Here is a 16,536-nt window from a genome sequence, read left to right as displayed (position 1 = left end):
ATTAACGTGATTACGGATCCTGTAACAGCAATTAAGGGTGTCGGCGATAAATTTGCCTCAGATTTGGCAGAAATGGGACTTCATACAGTGAAAGATTTGCTTAATTATTTTCCCTATCGCTATGACGTGTTTGAAATTAAGCCCCTTGACGAGTTGATTCATGAAGATAAGGTTACGATTGAGGGAAAGGTTCTTCATAAGCCTTCCCTCAACTTTTATGGTAAGAAGAAATCCAGATTGTCTTTTAACGTTGAAGTGGAAGGCGTTGCCGTAAAAGCTGTCATGTTTAACAGAGCATTTGCCCAAAAACAGCTGGATACTGGTGATATTGTAACATTGACAGGCAAATGGGATGCACACAGACTGCAAATCACAGTCAGCAATTATAAAAAAGGACCTGCAAATGAACAAACTGCGATTCAGCCAATGTATTCATTGAAAGGTGATGTCACAAATTATAAATTAAAGAAAGCGATCAGCAGTTCGTTGGATGCTTATCGCAACGATATAGAGGAAATTCTTCCGGAACGTTATCTTAAGGCTTATAAACTGCCGGACAGAGCTTCTGCTGTCAGCATCATGCATTTTCCTAAAAGCAGAATTGACTTAAAACATGCCCGGCGGCGTTTTATATATGAAGAATTTCTGTTGTTTCAGCTAAAAATGCAAATGCTGAGAAAGATAAAGCGGGAATCAACCAGCGGAAATGCTCAGCATTTTAATGCCCAAAGGCTGAATGCGTTTATAGACAGTTTTCCTTTTTCGTTCACAACAGCACAGCAAAGATCGTTGAATCAAATTTTAGCCGATATGAAATCACCATATCGAATGAGCCGCCTTCTACAGGGAGACGTCGGCTCAGGTAAAACAGCGGTTGCTGAGGTGTGTCTTTACGCTTCGATCAGCGCCGGCAAGCAAGGTGCATTCATGGTCCCGACTGAAATACTTGCTGAGCAACATTTTCAGTCACTTAAGGAAACGTTTGCTGATAAAGCTACGATTGCTTTATTGACTGGATCTGTTAAGGGGAAAAAGCGAAAAGAAACGCTTGCAGCAATTGAAAAACATGACGTCGATATTGTCGTCGGCACGCATGCTTTGATTCAGGACGACGTCTTTTTTAATGACTTAGGATTTGTGATTGTGGATGAGCAGCATCGGTTTGGTGTCGCACAACGGCGCGCCTTGCGTGAAAAAGGTCTTGATCCGGACGTGCTGTTCATGACCGCAACGCCTATTCCTAGAACTTTGGCAATTACGGCATTCGGGGACATGGACGTCTCTGTAATTGACGAAATGCCATCAGGACGCAAAGCAATTGAAACACATTGGGCTAAAGCAAATACATTTGAGCGGATATTGCAGTTTATCGCCAAACGGGTGGAGCAAGGTGAGCAAGCTTATGTCATTTGCCCTTTAATCGAGGAATCGGACAAGCTTGATATACAGAATGCTGTTGACTTATACCAGCAGCTCGAGGATTTTTATGGTGGTTCACTGAATGTAGGCTTGATGCATGGAAGGCTTGCCACCGATGAAAAAGATAACATGATGAAGCAATTCGCAAGTGGTGAGGTGGACGTCCTTGTGTCCACTACAGTTGTAGAAGTCGGTGTGAATGTCACGAATGCCACAATTATGGTCATATATGATGCAGAACGGTTTGGGCTTTCTCAGTTACACCAGCTAAGAGGGCGTGTTGGCCGCGGGAAAAAGCAAAGCTATTGCATTCTGATTGCAGATCCAAAAGGGGAAACTGGAAAAGAACGCATGCGGATCATGACCGAAACGAATAACGGCTTCGAACTTTCCGAACAGGATTTAAAACTCCGTGGACCTGGTGACTTTTTTGGTAAGAAACAGAGTGGTCTCCCCGAATTTAAAGTGGCTGACATGATCCACGATTACCGGGCTTTGGAAACAGCCCGTCAGGACGCAGAAGAGATTATTGAGAATAATTGGCTGGATAATGACCCTTCTTTCAGGCAATTGTACACGCAATTGCAAGAGGATGCCGTTTTCCATGAAAAATTAGACTAAACGTATCATCCAAATAATCCGATATAATGAGAGATGGTTTGCATAACCAGACGTGGTATTATATATTACTATTAGTACCAAGTCATAGGATTATACACATATTAATTATAAGGAAAACACAGCCGTCAGAATTATACCCGGCTTAAGAAGTTTTTCCTACTGGATGGTGCTGTGAAAAAATGAAAATCAGTAAAGTGAAGCGGCAGCGGTTATTAAGAGAGACGATTGAAGCCACACCATTTATAACGGATGAAAAATTAGCAGAAAAATTTAATGTCAGTATTCAGACGATAAGACTTGATCGCATGGAACTTTCCATACCGGAGCTTCGCGTGAGGATTAAATCGGTTGCTGCAGATCAATGGAAGGAGACGGTCAAAGCACTTCCGCTGGATGAAGTCATAGGCGAGATTATTGATCTTGATCTTGATAGGCGTGCTATATCAATACTGGAGATTAAAGAAGAGCATGTTTTCTCCCGGAATAAGATAGCCCGCGGCCACCATCTGTTTGCCCAGGCAAATTCATTGGCAGTGGCAGTGATAAATGATGAACTTGCATTGACGGCGAAATCCGAAATTAAGTTCACAAGACAAGTCAAGGCTGGTGAACGTGTCGTAGCAAAAGCTTATGTCGAAGAAGTAAGCACAAAAGGCTTAACGACCGTTCGGGTTGATAGTTTTGTTGATAATGAAAAAGTGTTTACTGGATTATTCCATATGTATCGTTCAAACGATTCAAAAGGGGACATAAGACATGAAGATAGCAATTGACGCCATGGGAGGCGATCATGCGCCCGAGGCAATTGTTAAAGGTGCAGAAGAGGCAATATCCCACATTGATGATTTAGACATTACACTGGTTGGCGATGAAAAGAAGGTTAAACAATATCTATCCGGTTCAAATAACCGAATTAATATCATTCATACCGAAGAGGTTATCACAGCTGAGGATGAGCCGGTAAGGGCCGTCAGAAGCAAAAAAAATTCATCGTTGGTCCTGATGGCGAAAGAAGTAAAAGAAGGCCGGGCTGATGCCTGTATATCAGCAGGTAATACTGGGGCGCTAATGAGTGCAGGATTATTTGTTGTTGGGAGAATACGTGGCATTGACCGCCCGGCATTAAGTCCGACGTTGCCTACTACTGATGGGAAAGGCTTTCTGTTGCTTGACGTCGGGGCCAACGTTGATGCTAAGGCTCATAATCTTGTGCAGTATGCGATTATGGGATCTATTTACACGGAACAGGTTCGATCAATCCACCGCCCGACTGTTGGTCTGTTAAACGTTGGAACTGAAGAGGGAAAAGGGAATGAACTGACGAAAAAGGCTTTTAACCAGTTGAAGGAAGCGCCGGTTAATTTTATCGGGAATGTAGAGGCCCGTGATATTCTGTCAGGTGCAGCTGATGTTGTTGTGACTGATGGGTTCAGTGGCAATATTGCATTGAAGACGATTGAAGGAACCGCTATGACAATGTTTTCAATGCTTAAAGAGACACTGATGTCTTCAGTTAAAACAAAGGTTGCAGCAGGAATGGTAAAACCTGATTTAAAAACGCTACAGAGCAAGCTCGATTATTCAGAATATGGCGGAGCAGGGCTTTTTGGCCTCAAGTCCCCGGTGATAAAAGCACATGGTTCGTCCAACAGCCGTGCGATCTACAACGCGATTCAGCAAGCAGCTCACATGGTTGAATACGATGTAAGCGAAACAATAAAAACAACCGTCGAATCGATTGAACAAAACAAGGGGGGTTAATATGAAGCGAGTGGCATTTTTATTTCCCGGCCAGGGCTCACAGGCAGTCGGTATGAGTAAAGCCTTTTATGACGACTATGACGAAGTGAAGAAGTTATTTCAACAGGCAGATGAGCTTTTGGGAAACGAACTGACCCAAATGATGTTTAATGGCCCGAAAGAAAAACTGACTGAAACAGAAAACGCTCAGCCCGCACTATTGCTTGCCGGTATTGCTGTTCAGCGGTTACTACAAAAGGAAGATATCCACCCGGTAACAACTGCTGGTCATAGTCTTGGTGAATACAGTGCTTTAGTAGCTGCCGAAGCGCTATCGACCGAAGAAGCATTGCCGCTGGTGGCAAAACGCGGGAAACTAATGGAAGAAGCTTTTCCGAAAGGTCAGGGCTCGATGGCTGCTGTACTGGGCATGAATCAATCGGAAATTGAACAAACACTTCAGCAGCTGAAAGATGAGGAAGTTGTTGATATTGCCAATCTTAACTGTCCGGGCCAGATCGTTATTTCCGGATCTAAAGCGGGAATCGATGCAGCCGTACCGCTTTTGAAGGAAAATGGTGCCAAACGGGTGATGCCGCTGAATGTGAGCGGTCCGTTCCATTCAAGACTAATGAAGTCGGCTAATGAACAGTTTGCAAAGGAACTTGATCGTATCACATTCAGCGATGCAAGTATCCCTGTTTATGCCAATGTAACGGCTGCCCCTGTTACAGAAAGAAGTACTATTAAAGAACTGCTGGTCAGACAGTTATATTCTCCCGTACGCTTTGAAGAATCCATCCGCAATATGATGGATGAGGACGTGGACGCTTTCGTGGAATTGGGAACAGGGAAAGTACTGAGCGGGCTTGTCCGGAAAATTGACCGCAAGGCTAAAACATTTGCTATTCAAGATCCGGATTCACTTGCTGAATTTATAACATGGTATAGGGAGGAATCCTGATGCTTTCAGGAAAAAGTGCATTGGTTACGGGCGCCTCGCGCGGCATTGGTCGCGCCATAGCTCTTGAGTTGGCAAAACAAGGGGCAAATGTAGCCGTGAATTATGCTGGCAGCGAAGATAAGGCACAAGCTGTTGTTGAAGAAATAAAACAATTCGGTGTAAAATCGTTTAAGATACAGGCAAACGTGGCAGATGAAAAGGAAACAAAAGCCATGGTGAAAGAAGTTGTAAGCGAATTTGACAGTGTTGATATTTTAGTGAATAATGCGGGTATTAACCGGGATAATTTAATAATGCGAATGAAAGAAGATGAATTTGATCAGGTTATTGATACCAACCTGAAAGGTGTCTTCCAATGTATTAAAGCTGTTTCGAGACAAATGATGAAGCAAAGAGGCGGCCGTATCATTAATGTTTCATCGGTTGTTGGTGTGAGCGGGAATGCCGGTCAGGCAAACTATACGGCCGCGAAAGCAGGGGTCATCGGGTTGACAAAGTCGACTGCTAAGGAATTTGCTTCCCGTAACATTCTGGTTAATGCAGTTGCGCCAGGTTTTATTACAACCGACATGACCGATGAGTTGACGCATGAACAAAAAGAGGGCATGCTCAGCATGATTCCATTGGAGAAATTGGGCGAGCCGGAAGACGTGGCACGTGTTGTCCGCTTCCTCGCTTCTGAGGATGCAAAATATATCACCGGTCAGACGATTAACATTGATGGCGGAATGGTAATGTAGGCAAGCTCTGCCGGTTATCGGTTGTCTCTATCCGCGGAGCTCTTCAATTATAATTTTCTTGAAAGGAGGTGACGAACAATGGCAGACGTATTTGATAAAGTAAAAGAAATTATTGTAGATAAACTTGAAGTTGAAGAATCGCAAGTGACCATGGAGGCATCATTTAAAGATGATCTTGAAGCAGATTCACTTGATGTGGTAGAACTTGTCATGGAACTGGAAGATGAGTTTGATATGGAAATTGCGGATGAAGAAGCTGAAAAAATTAATACAGTTGGTGATGCTGTAAACTACATAAACAGCAGCCAATCCTGACTCCAAATAACCCGAGGAGGCTGGGACATAACTTATATATCTTATATAAAAGACGAACGATAATGTAGGTTAGCGGAGGAAATATGCGTAGACTCCTGCGGGAAGAGAGGCATAGGTGAGACAACGAAGTGCCTTGGCACAAGTTGGCTCACCAGCCGCCCGCGGAAAGCGAAGCATATTTCCAGAGCGGTGTATCCCGCTTCCCCCCTAATAACCGTTCGTTCTTTCATTTTATCTTTAAACCTTTTGTCCCAGTCTCTTACATTCTAATTTTAAACGTTAAGTGGTGAATAGTGGCATGAATCTTTCCCAATTGGAAAATCAACTGGATGTTGCGTTTAGTGATCATGACCTACTTAAGCAAGCATTTACACATTCATCTTATGTGAATGAGCATCGGGATCAAAATATTTCGGATAATGAACGTTTGGAATTTTTGGGGGACGCTGTACTTGAATTGGGGGTATCCCAATATTTGTATAAGCATCAAGAACGTTTGGAAGAAGGCGACTTGACTAAGCTCCGTGCTTCAATTGTGTGTGAGCCATCGCTTGCTGAGTTTTCCCGTGAATTAAATTTTGGGGATTACTTGCTATTGGGGCGAGGAGAAGAACAGTCGGGAGGCCGTGAACGACCAGCAATTTTGGCAGATGTATTCGAAGCCTTCCTTGGCGGATTGTATTTAGATCAAGGGTATGATGCTGTTATCCAGTTTCTCAAAAAGCATGTTTATCCGAAAATAACCACAGGTGCTTTTTCGCATGCGATGGATTACAAAAGCAAGCTGCAGGAACAAGTTCAGCAGCATCGCAACTATAGCATTGACTATGTAATTGCAGACGAAAAAGGACCATCTCATGACAAAGAATTTGCTGCAGAAGTAATTATAAACGGCAATGTAGCCGGAACAGGTAATGGTCATACGAAAAAAGAAGCAGAGCAGCGCGCCGCAAAACAGGCACTGGATAACTTTGAAGCATAACGGTGAAACCAATTTTCATGGAAACAATCCTAGCAGTGAAATCAATTGTCCGAACAGCTGCTGATTATGAGAAACTCTTGAGAAAAAACTGGCCATCTACTAGGAGGCCAGTTTTTTGTACTGTTTACATGCTAAGATTTCCGTACAGATCTCAGTTCAGCAATAAAAGCCTGTGTCTCAGACGGGCTCAGCTGACCCTTCTGTTTAACCATTTCATACATGTCTTTAATATCTTCGTATTTGTCTAAATCATAATCGTCCGCATCCATCACTTCACGATTGACGACACCCAATTGATCAGCCAGTTCATCCAGCATAAATTTCATATTTTCTGTGCTAGCTGTTTCCAGATTCATTTGAACACTCCTTTTTAAATAATCCCCAAACTCTTATGTATTGGAGTTAAGCCTTCTTTTGAGCTTCTCTTTATGATAAAATAAATGCGTTAAAATGCCAACCCTGGCTGACATAATTGAACGATTCATGAAAGAAACTAGGAGAATGTTTATGTATTTGAAACGATTGGAAAGTGTAGGGTTTAAGTCTTTTGCTGAGCGAATCAGTTTAGATTTTGTGCCGGGTGTCACCTCCGTTGTCGGCCCGAATGGGAGTGGAAAAAGCAATATAACCGATGCTATCAGATGGGTATTGGGTGAGCAGTCCGCACGCTCCTTGCGCGGCTCAAAAATGGAGGACGTTATTTTCCAGGGCAGTGATACAAGGCGGGCGCTTAATGTTGCTGAAGTGACACTCGTTCTGGATAACAGCGATAAAGAATTGCCGCTCGACTATGATGAAATCAGTGTCAAAAGACGCGTCTATCGCTCAGGTGAGAGTGAATTTTACATTAATCAACAATCCTGCCGGCTGAAAGATATTATCGATCTTTTCATGGATTCGGGGCTGGGACGTGAAGCATTCTCAATTATTAGTCAGGGTAAAGTCGAAGAAATACTCAGTTCCAAAGCAGAGGAACGGCGTGCGATATTTGAAGAAGCGGCCGGTGTCCTGAAATATAAGCAACGGAAAAAGAAATCAGAGTATAAACTGGCCGAGACACAAGAAAACTTAAATCGAGTAGAAGATATTATCCATGAAATCGAGCAACAAATTGCCCCTTTAGAAAAACAGGCAGAAACTGCACAAAAATTTCTCGATAAAAAAGAACAATTAAAGCAGCATGAAATTTCGTTGCTCGTGACGGAAATTGAACAGCTTAATGAAGAATGGAGAGCTTTGCTCGGAGAACTGGATAAAGAAAAGAATGAAGAAATAAACCGTAAAACGGCAATTCAGAAAAAGGAAGCTGAACTTGAATCTGAACGTCAGCAGCTGCAAAAACTTGATGAGGCTATTGAACAGTATCAGGCAAGTCTTCTCTCGACTACGGAACAGCTTGAACAATATGAAGGCAAAAGGCAAGTCTTTAATGAACGAACAAAACATCTTGCTGAAAATAAAGCGAAATTAAAAGCACAAAAAAGTGAAACGGCAGAGCGTATTGAATTACTGAAGTATGAACTAGATCAGGAAAAGGAAAAATTGTCCTCGCTAAAGAAAAAGCGGAATGAGACGAAAGACCAGGTTAATGAGCTGGAAACGAAACTGACGATCGACCATGACGAAATCACCAATCAGATTGAAGAACTGAAATCCGATTATATTGAGTTCCTGAACGAACAAGCTGCCAAACGCAACGAAAAAAAATCGATTCAGCAACAGCTTAACCAAATTTCCGGTAAGAAAGAAAAGCAAACAGAGAAATTTGATGATTTGTTGAAAGAAAGAGAAAAAATCAGTAGCAGGACGGAAAAGTTGAAATCTGATTACACCAAACAAGAAACCTCGTATCAGACGAAAACCCGTGCCATTCAAGAGATGAAAGCTGATCTTTCGGAGAAACGGAACGCATTTCAGGATTCTCAGACCAAATTGTACCAAGGCTATCAATATATCGAAAAGCTGAAGTCAAAAAAAGAAATGCTTGACGATATGAAAGAAGATTTTCAAGGCTTTTTCCAAGGCGTTAAAGCAGTTCTCAAAGCCCGTGAAGATAATAAGCTGACAGGTATACACGGGGCTGTGATTGAATTGATTGATGTTCCTAAAAAATATATCACGGCTATTGAAACAGTATTAGGAGCCCAGGCACAGCATGTTGTTGTCAATGACGACCAATCAGCGCGCGAAGCAATCAGCTGGCTGAAAAAAACAAACAGCGGCCGTGCTACTTTTTTGCCGCTTGGTTCAATTCAAACACGTTTTATTCCTGAAGGTCTGCTGCAAAATGCAAAAACGCATCCCGGGTTTATCGGCGTCGCCGGCGATCTTATATATTCAACTTCAACGTTTCAAAAGGCAGTACGTCATTTAATGGGCCATGTCCTGGTGGCCGATACATTAAAAGATGCCAATGAAATTGCAAGTCTTGTCAATCGAAAACATCGAGTCGTTACCCTTGAGGGCGACGTTGTGAATCCTGGCGGGGCTATGTCCGGAGGCGCTCAGAAAAAATCGAAGCAATCACTGTTTTCAAGAGAAAAAGATTTACAGGAAGTGACTGAAAAACTGGAAAGCTTTCAACAAAAAGCAGAGGCCTTTAAACAACAGGTTGATAAGCAAAGCCGGCAAATAAGTGAACTGGAAGGTGAAATAACTGCTGAAGAGCAAAGTCTCAGCGATGAACAGGAAAAGCTCCAGGAAATACATACTTCTTTCAAAGAAGCTGAAACGAAACTGAACGCACTTAATGATAATCTTCAGCTGTATGATCAGGACAAGCAGCAATTCGAGCAGGATGTGGATGAATTAAAAACACGTGACAACGAATTGGCGCGGGACCTTACAGCGATTTCTGAAAAAGTTGAATCTACCCAGAAGGAGATTGATAAGCTGACGAAAGAGGCTTCTCTGTTCAAGGAAAATCAGGATCAGCTTAAGGAAGCGTTTCAGAAGGCTCAAGTCACGTTGGCAGAGCAAGAGGAACGGCTGAAAAACCAACGTGAAAAAACCAATAGTCTTCAGACACAACTGAGTGATTATGAAGAGCAATATGAAATTTATTCGAATGATTTAAATGAACTGGTGGAGATTGAAAATTCACAGGAAACAAAGGAAAAAGTGGAAGAAAATATTACCGAAACCAAAGCAAGAAAAGATGAACTGACAATAAAAATTCAAAACATGCGCGCTGACCGTTCAAATCGCACCCTGGATCTCCAGGATCAGGACAGGGAGCTGAAAGAAAGACATAAACAGCACCAACTGTTTAAGGAAGCAATTCAGGAAAAAGAAGTTAAAGCGAACCGGCTCGATGTCGAGCTGGAAAATCGACTGTCAAAGCTTCAAACTGAATATACCATAACATTTGAAAAAGCTAAGCAGGATTATGCTGGAACCAGTGATGTTCAAGAAGCCCAATCAATTGTAGCGCAGATTAAACAGTCCATTGATCAGTTGGGCACTGTTAACCTTGGAGCGATTGAAGAATACGAACGAATTTCGGAGCGATATGACTTTCTCTCTGAACAGCAAAGTGATCTCATCGAGGCAAAGCAAACATTGCATTCCGTTATTTCGGAAATGGATGAAGAAATGGAAAAACGTTTTGGTGAAACATTCAACGCTATTAAAAATGAATTCTCGGTCGTGTTTCAACAATTGTTTGGCGGGGGTAAAGCAGAGCTCAAACTCACTGATCCTAAAAACTTACTTGATACAGGTGTGGAAATAATCGCGCAGCCACCTGGGAAAAAACTTCAGCATCTCGGGTTGCTTTCAGGTGGTGAACGTGCACTGACGGCAATTGCTTTACTCTTTTCGATATTGCGCGTTCGTCCGGTGCCATTTTGTGTTCTTGACGAAGTGGAAGCTGCGCTGGATGAAGCCAACGTCGTCAGGTTTGCCAAATATTTGAAAATATACAGTGATGATACGCAATTTATTGTCATTACCCATCGTAAAGGGACAATGGAAGAATCGGACGTGCTCTACGGTGTGACGATGCAGGAATCAGGCGTGTCAAGACTCGTTTCAGTCCGTCTGGAGGAAACAGAGGAACTCATTAACACATAGGGAGGTATTTATTAAATGGGATTCATGGACAAATTGAAAAATAAGTTCAAACAAACTGAGGAAGAAACAGATGATATATCGACTAAATACAAAGAAGGGATGGCAAAAACCCGAAATTCATTTTCCGGCAAAATTAATGATTTGATCGCACGGTATCGTAAAGTTGATGAAGATTTTTTTGAAGAACTTGAAGAAGTGCTGATTGAAGCTGATGTGGGCGTCAATACAGTTATGGACCTTGTTGACGAATTAAAAATGGAAGTGAAACGTCAAAATATTAAAGACACAAGCCAAATAAAAGACGTCATATCGGAAAAACTGGTAGAGATTTACTATGGCGATGATAATGAGGAAATGGAAAAACTGAATATCCGGCAAGACGAGCTATCCATCATCCTTGTTGTTGGCGTTAATGGCGTGGGCAAAACAACGTCAATTGGAAAACTTGCGCATCAATTAAAAGAAGAAGGTAAACATGTCATGCTTGCTGCAGGTGATACGTTCCGGGCAGGGGCAATCGAGCAGCTGGATATCTGGGGTGAACGCGCCGGTGTTGATGTGATTAAACAAAGTGAAGGGAGTGATCCGGCAGCGGTTATCTTTGATGGCATAAAAGCAGCAAAGTCCCGGAATGCAGACGTTCTCATCTGCGATACAGCCGGCAGGTTGCAGAATAAAGTTAATTTAATGAACGAACTTGCCAAAGTTAACCGTGTGATTGAACGCGAAGTACCTGAAGCCCCGCATGACGTTTTGCTCGTGCTTGATGCCACGACAGGCCAAAATGCTTTGAGCCAGGCTAAAACTTTTTCTGAAGCGACCGACGTCTCAGGTATTATCCTGACGAAACTCGATGGCACAGCAAAAGGTGGCATTGTGCTGGCAATCCGGAATGAACTGCAAATCCCTGTTAAATTTGCCGGTCTTGGAGAAGGAATTGAAGATTTACAGGAATTTGATGCGCATGCATTCGTTTATGGATTATTTGCTGACCTTCTTGAAGATGAAGACGAATGATGATAAACTTTTGTAAAGGGATTTCACTTAACAATAGTGTCAATGGTTATAGCAAGGGGTGGATGGATTGCTGGAAAAAACTACGCGAGTCAATTATTTATTCGACTTTTATCAGCCGCTGCTGACCCCTAAACAACAAAATTACATGGATATGTACTACCGGGAAGATTACTCGCTTGGTGAGATTTCCGATTTATTGAATGTTTCACGCCAGGCAGTTTACGATAATATCAGACGAACCGAATCGATGCTTGAATCGTATGAAAAGAAGTTAGGATTATATGATAAATTCCAAAAGCGAACGAACATTTTGGACCGAATGGATGAAGCCGCGGAAAATACTGATCTGCGGAGTCTCATCGAACAATTAAAAGAATTAGAGTAGGGGGACACCTTCTATGGCATTTGAAGGATTAGCTGAACGGCTCCAGGGCACAATGAAAAAAATAACCGGCAAAGGGAAGGTTTCCGAGCAGGATGTTAAAGAAATGACCCGGGAAGTACGGCTCGCCTTGCTGGAAGCTGACGTTAACTTTAAAGTTGTTAAAGATTTAATCAAGCGTATTAAAGAGCGCGCCGTCGGGCAGGAAGTAATGGAAAGTCTGACACCGGGACAGCAAGTCATTAAAGTGGTGAAGGAAGAATTATCTGAGTTAATGGGTGGTGAACAAAGCAAGATTGCTGTTGCCGATCGACCGCCTACCGTGATTATGATGGCGGGCCTCCAAGGTGCCGGAAAGACGACAACAAGCGGGAAGCTGGCAAACCATTTACGCAAAAAACACAAACGCCAACCGCTGCTGGTGGCTGCTGATGTCTATAGACCGGCAGCTGTCGATCAGCTTGAAACCGTCGGTCAGCAGCTGGAGATGCCTGTGTTTTCCAAAGGCACAGATGCCAATCCGGTCGACATAGCCAAAGAGGCAGTGGAGCAGGCAAAAGCTGAGCATCACGACTACGTTATCATTGATACAGCTGGCCGGCTCCATGTAGATGAAAATCTCATGGGTGAACTTGAAGAGATTAAAACAGCCGTCAATCCGGATGAAATATTCCTGGTTGTGGATGCCATGACCGGTCAGGATGCCGTTAATGTAGCAGAAAGTTTTAATGAGCAGCTGGGCCTTTCAGGCGTTGTTTTGACAAAGCTTGACGGTGATACGCGCGGTGGAGCAGCACTTTCCATCAGAGCTGTAACAGGCACGCCGATTAAATTTGCGGGTATGGGTGAAAAACTCGACCAGCTTGAACCGTTTCGACCTGAAGGTATGGCTTCACGAATCCTCGGCATGGGTGATGTTTTAAGCCTCATTGATAAAGCTGAAACGAACGTCAACGAAAAACAGGCGAAAGAACTTGAAGAAAAAATGCGCACGATGTCCTTTACATTTGATGATTTTCTGGAACAAATGGGTCAAGTGAAAAACATGGGCCCGCTGGAAGACTTAATGTCCATGATTCCAGGCGCGAACAAAATGAAAGGACTTAAAAATGCGCAAATTGATGAAAAGCAACTGGTGTATGTCGAAGCGATTATCCAATCGATGACGAAAGAAGAACGGCAGGATCCGAACTTAATGAACGCGAGCCGAAAAAAACGGATTGCCAAGGGTTCTGGTACCTCTGTTTCCCAAGTGAACCGTCTGTTAAAACAGTTTAATGAAATGAAAAAAATGATGAAACAAATGACCAACATGCCAAAAGGCAAAAAAGGCAAAGGCATGAACATGCCATTTATGTAAGCTAACGCGGTTTATTTTTAAAAAAGCATTAACGTCTGTAATGTAAAAAGACTTTACAGAGATGAATTCATCTGTTAGAATTTTAAATTGTGATATTAGAGTTATTGGAGGTGACATTATGGCAGTAAAAATCCGCATGAAACGTATGGGCGCAAAGCGTAACCCATTTTATCGTATTGTTGTAGCTGATTCTCGTTCCCCGAGGGACGGTCGTTTTATTGAACAGATCGGAACTTATAACCCGGTGGCAAATCCAATTGAAGTAAAAATTGATGAGGACAAAGCTATGGATTGGATGACACATGGCGCACAGCCAAGTGATACAGTCCGTAACCTTTTCTCAAAACAAGGCATCATGAAAAAATTTCACGAACAGAAAAATTAACTGTAAAGTAGTGTGATATCATGAAAGCCCTGATTGAAACGATTGTAACACCTTTAGTCGATCACCCTGAAGACATCGTCGTGACGGAAACAGAAGAAGAGACAAAAATTGTCTACCATTTGACCGTGAACCAAAACGATGTCGGCAAGGTGATCGGAAAAAACGGGCGGATTGCAAAAGCAATTCGGACAGTTGTTTATGCTTCAAAATCGGAAACGAACAAACGTATTTATTTAGATATTATGTGAGGGAGAGGGGCCACCTTTCCCTTTTTTACAAATGTACAGGTAATCTCTATTCTGAAGTTTAGAGAGCGGGGAACGATTATGCAAATTATAAAAAAAGTCTTGATAAAGCAGGTTGTTACTGAAAAAAGCAAGGAAAAGTTACGGTTCAGTTTTAATGATCACAGAATGCGGCTTGAACAAGAGTGTCAACAATTAAGATTTGAACAACGTAAACTTGAAAATAAAAAAAGTATGTCAAAACAGGAACTCTCCCAGCGGTTCCAGCAGGAAATTAAAAATCGAAAAGAGAAAATTAAACTTGTTGAGTTTAAAATTGAACAGCTTGATATTCTGGAAATTGGCAGTGAAATTACTGAAAAAGAAGTTGAAGCTCTTGTTGAAGTGAGTGAAGGAATGCATTGGGATGAAATAATGGAAGAGTCAGCCATCGTCATAAAAGATGATGTCGTTGTTCGAATTGATAAATAGCAGGTGATGACATGGCAAATATGTTTAATGTTGGCAAAATCGTAAATACGCATGGCATAAAAGGCGAAGTTAAAGTTCAGCGCATAACCGATTTTGAAGACCGCTTTCAAATTGGCCGGAAACTATTTTTAGAGAAGGAAGATGAAAAGCTTCTGGAGCTGAAAATTGATGGTCACCGCGTACATAAGGGGTTTGACTTGGTTCATTTTGCTGATTTTAATGATATAAATGACGTCGAATCATTTAAAGGTCTCCACTTGAAAATTGATGAGAAACAACTGACTGACCTTGAGGAAAATGAATTCTATTTTCATGAAATTATTGGATGTGTCGTTTATCTCTCAAACGGTGATAAATTAGGTGTTATCACCGAAATTCTTACACCTGGGGCAAATGATGTTTGGGTTGTGAGCCGTGAAAACGATAAAGACGTCTTAATACCTTACATTGAAGATATCGTGAAAGATGTGGATAAATCTGAGCAAAAAGTCATCATTGAACCAATGGAAGGATTGCTTGACTGATGCACATTGATATATTGACGCTTTTTCCGGAAATGGTATCAGGTGTTTTTGATGCTTCTATTTTAAAAAAAGCACACGAAAAAGAAAAATACAGTTATAATCTGGTGAATTTTCGTGATTATTCAACTAACAAACATATGAAAGTGGATGACTACCCGTATGGGGGCGGTGCAGGTATGGTACTTACGCCGCAGCCGGTCTTCGATGCAACAGAAGCGGTCATCAAACAGCGCCACACGAAACCGCGCATTATCTTAATGTCTCCACAGGGTGCACCATATAACCAGCAAAAAGCAGAAGAACTGGCAAAGGAGGACCACCTTATATTTATTTGTGGCCACTATGAGGGCTACGATGAGCGAATCAGGAAGCATCTGGTCACTGATGAAATCTCTATCGGTGACTATGTTCTAACTGGCGGTGAACTTGGCGCAATGGTGGTAATAGACAGTGTTGTCAGACTATTGCCCGATGTGCTCGGCAATACGGAATCGGCTCCGGAGGATTCATTTTCCACCGGCCTCCTTGAACATCCGCATTACACACGACCTGCCGATTTTCGAGGGATGAAGGTACCGGATGTATTGTTATCAGGAAACCATGCAAAAATAGCCGAATGGCGAAGAAAACAATCACTTAAACGCACTTTTGAAAGACGAAAAGATTTAATTGATGATGCGGCTTTAACGGATAAAGAAAAAAAGCAGTTGGATGAAAAATAGTGTTGAACTCAGCTTTTTGTTATGGTATATTTATTATTGTGCTTAAGTCCGGTTAAGCGCGTTAAAACGATGTTCCGCTGTCCTTAGCGTGATAAGAGCATTAGTTTGGAAGGAGTGAACCAGGATGCAAAACATTATCGAAGAAGTAACGAAAGATCAACTTCGCACAGATCATCCTGATTTCCGCCCAGGTGATACTGTGAAAGTTCATGTTAAAGTTGTCGAAGGCACACGTGAACGTATTCAGGTATTCGAAGGTGTTGTCATCAAACGTCAAGGTGGCGGAATCAGTGAAACGTTTACTGTAAGAAAAATATCTTACGGTATCGGTGTAGAGCGTACATTTCCGCTTCATTCACCACGTGTTGCGAAAATTGAAGTTTCCCGCCGTGGTATTGTTCGCCGTGCGAAACTGTATTATCTTCGTAATCTGCGCGGAAAAGCAGCGCGTATTAAAGAGCGCCGTTAATCCGTTATATGGAACAAATTATTGTAAAGGGGCTTGTTTAAATCACACAAGCTCCTTTTTACATTGAATACATAGATGAAAAGACATGATATAATAAAGGTAGGAT

18 protein-coding genes are annotated in these 16,536 nt (G+C 42.2%); 17 read left to right on the top strand and 1 reads right to left on the bottom strand.

Annotated features, from left to right (window positions below):
• The first annotated feature begins 6 nt into the window (after positions 1 to 6).
• From recG to rnc, 7 genes are all read left to right on the top strand, one after another.
• Entirely contained in the window at positions 7 to 2,040 is a 2,034-nt protein-coding gene (recG, locus tag BMZ22_RS07115) for an ATP-dependent DNA helicase RecG (protein WP_090083624.1), read from the top strand.
• A 179-nt stretch (positions 2,041 to 2,219) separates the two neighbouring features.
• Complete coding sequence (gene fapR, locus BMZ22_RS07110) at positions 2,220 to 2,813, top strand: transcription factor FapR (protein ID WP_090083621.1); 594 nt, start codon at positions 2,220 to 2,222, stop codon at positions 2,811 to 2,813.
• A complete protein-coding gene (plsX, locus tag BMZ22_RS07105; RefSeq protein WP_090083618.1) occupies positions 2,797 to 3,801 on the top strand; it encodes a phosphate acyltransferase PlsX in 1,005 nt (334 codons plus the stop codon). Before fapR ends, plsX begins: the two co-directional genes overlap by 17 nt.
• A 1-nt stretch (position 3,802) precedes the next feature.
• Positions 3,803 to 4,744, top strand: coding sequence for an ACP S-malonyltransferase (gene fabD, locus BMZ22_RS07100; protein WP_090083615.1), 942 nt, complete (start codon positions 3,803 to 3,805; stop codon positions 4,742 to 4,744).
• Positions 4,744 to 5,484: a 3-oxoacyl-[acyl-carrier-protein] reductase gene (gene fabG / locus BMZ22_RS07095; protein WP_090083612.1), complete on the top strand. Its 741-nt coding sequence runs from the start codon at positions 4,744 to 4,746 to the stop codon at positions 5,482 to 5,484. Before fabD ends, fabG begins: the two co-directional genes overlap by 1 nt.
• 78 nt (positions 5,485 to 5,562) lie before the next feature.
• Positions 5,563 to 5,799 carry an acyl carrier protein gene (acpP, locus tag BMZ22_RS07090; RefSeq protein WP_090083611.1) on the top strand — a complete coding sequence of 79 codons (237 nt, stop codon included), beginning with the start codon at positions 5,563 to 5,565 and terminating at the stop codon, positions 5,797 to 5,799.
• 298 nt (positions 5,800 to 6,097) lie between these two features.
• Positions 6,098 to 6,781: a ribonuclease III gene (rnc, locus tag BMZ22_RS07085; RefSeq protein ID WP_090083608.1), complete on the top strand. Its 684-nt coding sequence runs from the start codon at positions 6,098 to 6,100 to the stop codon at positions 6,779 to 6,781.
• A 131-nt stretch (positions 6,782 to 6,912) separates the two neighbouring features.
• Here the strand turns inward: rnc and BMZ22_RS07080 are convergent, their stop codons facing one another.
• On the bottom strand, positions 6,913 to 7,137 hold the full coding sequence (locus BMZ22_RS07080; protein WP_090083605.1) for a DUF1128 domain-containing protein: 225 nt from the start codon (positions 7,135 to 7,137) through the stop codon (positions 6,913 to 6,915).
• A gap of 151 nt (positions 7,138 to 7,288) precedes the next feature.
• On the opposite strand from BMZ22_RS07080, the gene smc reads away from it, so the two are divergent.
• The 10 genes from smc (at position 7,289) to rplS (ending at position 16,430) form a co-directional block, all read left to right on the top strand.
• A complete protein-coding gene (smc, locus tag BMZ22_RS07075) occupies positions 7,289 to 10,855 on the top strand; it encodes a chromosome segregation protein SMC (RefSeq protein WP_090083603.1) in 3,567 nt (1,188 codons plus the stop codon).
• Between the two features lie 15 nt (positions 10,856 to 10,870).
• Positions 10,871 to 11,872: a signal recognition particle-docking protein FtsY gene (gene ftsY / locus BMZ22_RS07070; protein WP_090083600.1), complete on the top strand. Its 1,002-nt coding sequence runs from the start codon at positions 10,871 to 10,873 to the stop codon at positions 11,870 to 11,872.
• Between the two features lie 67 nt (positions 11,873 to 11,939).
• Positions 11,940 to 12,257 (top strand): putative DNA-binding protein, encoded by a 318-nt coding sequence (locus BMZ22_RS07065; protein WP_090083597.1) that lies wholly within the window; start codon positions 11,940 to 11,942, stop codon positions 12,255 to 12,257.
• A 13-nt stretch (positions 12,258 to 12,270) separates the two neighbouring features.
• On the top strand, positions 12,271 to 13,614 hold the full coding sequence (gene ffh, locus BMZ22_RS07060) for a signal recognition particle protein (RefSeq protein ID WP_090083594.1): 1,344 nt from the start codon (positions 12,271 to 12,273) through the stop codon (positions 13,612 to 13,614).
• 118 nt (positions 13,615 to 13,732) lie between these two features.
• On the top strand, positions 13,733 to 13,999 hold the full coding sequence (rpsP, locus tag BMZ22_RS07055; RefSeq protein ID WP_090083592.1) for a 30S ribosomal protein S16: 267 nt from the start codon (positions 13,733 to 13,735) through the stop codon (positions 13,997 to 13,999).
• 20 nt (positions 14,000 to 14,019) lie between these two features.
• Positions 14,020 to 14,247, top strand: coding sequence for a KH domain-containing protein (locus BMZ22_RS07050; protein WP_090083589.1), 228 nt, complete (start codon positions 14,020 to 14,022; stop codon positions 14,245 to 14,247).
• A gap of 78 nt (positions 14,248 to 14,325) precedes the next feature.
• Complete coding sequence (locus BMZ22_RS07045; RefSeq protein ID WP_090083586.1) at positions 14,326 to 14,715, top strand: YlqD family protein; 390 nt, start codon at positions 14,326 to 14,328, stop codon at positions 14,713 to 14,715.
• A gap of 11 nt (positions 14,716 to 14,726) precedes the next feature.
• Complete coding sequence (rimM, locus tag BMZ22_RS07040) at positions 14,727 to 15,239, top strand: ribosome maturation factor RimM (protein ID WP_090083583.1); 513 nt, start codon at positions 14,727 to 14,729, stop codon at positions 15,237 to 15,239.
• Positions 15,239 to 15,961, top strand: coding sequence for a tRNA (guanosine(37)-N1)-methyltransferase TrmD (gene trmD, locus BMZ22_RS07035; protein ID WP_090083579.1), 723 nt, complete (start codon positions 15,239 to 15,241; stop codon positions 15,959 to 15,961). The genes rimM and trmD overlap by 1 nt, the downstream gene beginning before the upstream one ends.
• 124 nt (positions 15,962 to 16,085) lie before the next feature.
• On the top strand, positions 16,086 to 16,430 hold the full coding sequence (gene rplS / locus BMZ22_RS07030) for a 50S ribosomal protein L19 (protein WP_090083576.1): 345 nt from the start codon (positions 16,086 to 16,088) through the stop codon (positions 16,428 to 16,430).
• The last annotated feature ends 106 nt before the right edge of the window (positions 16,431 to 16,536 follow it).

This window comes from Lentibacillus persicus (genome assembly GCF_900112705.1).
Classification (GTDB): domain Bacteria; phylum Bacillota; class Bacilli; order Bacillales; family Amphibacillaceae; genus Lentibacillus; species Lentibacillus persicus.
This window is presented reverse-complemented; position numbering and strand designations above follow the sequence as displayed.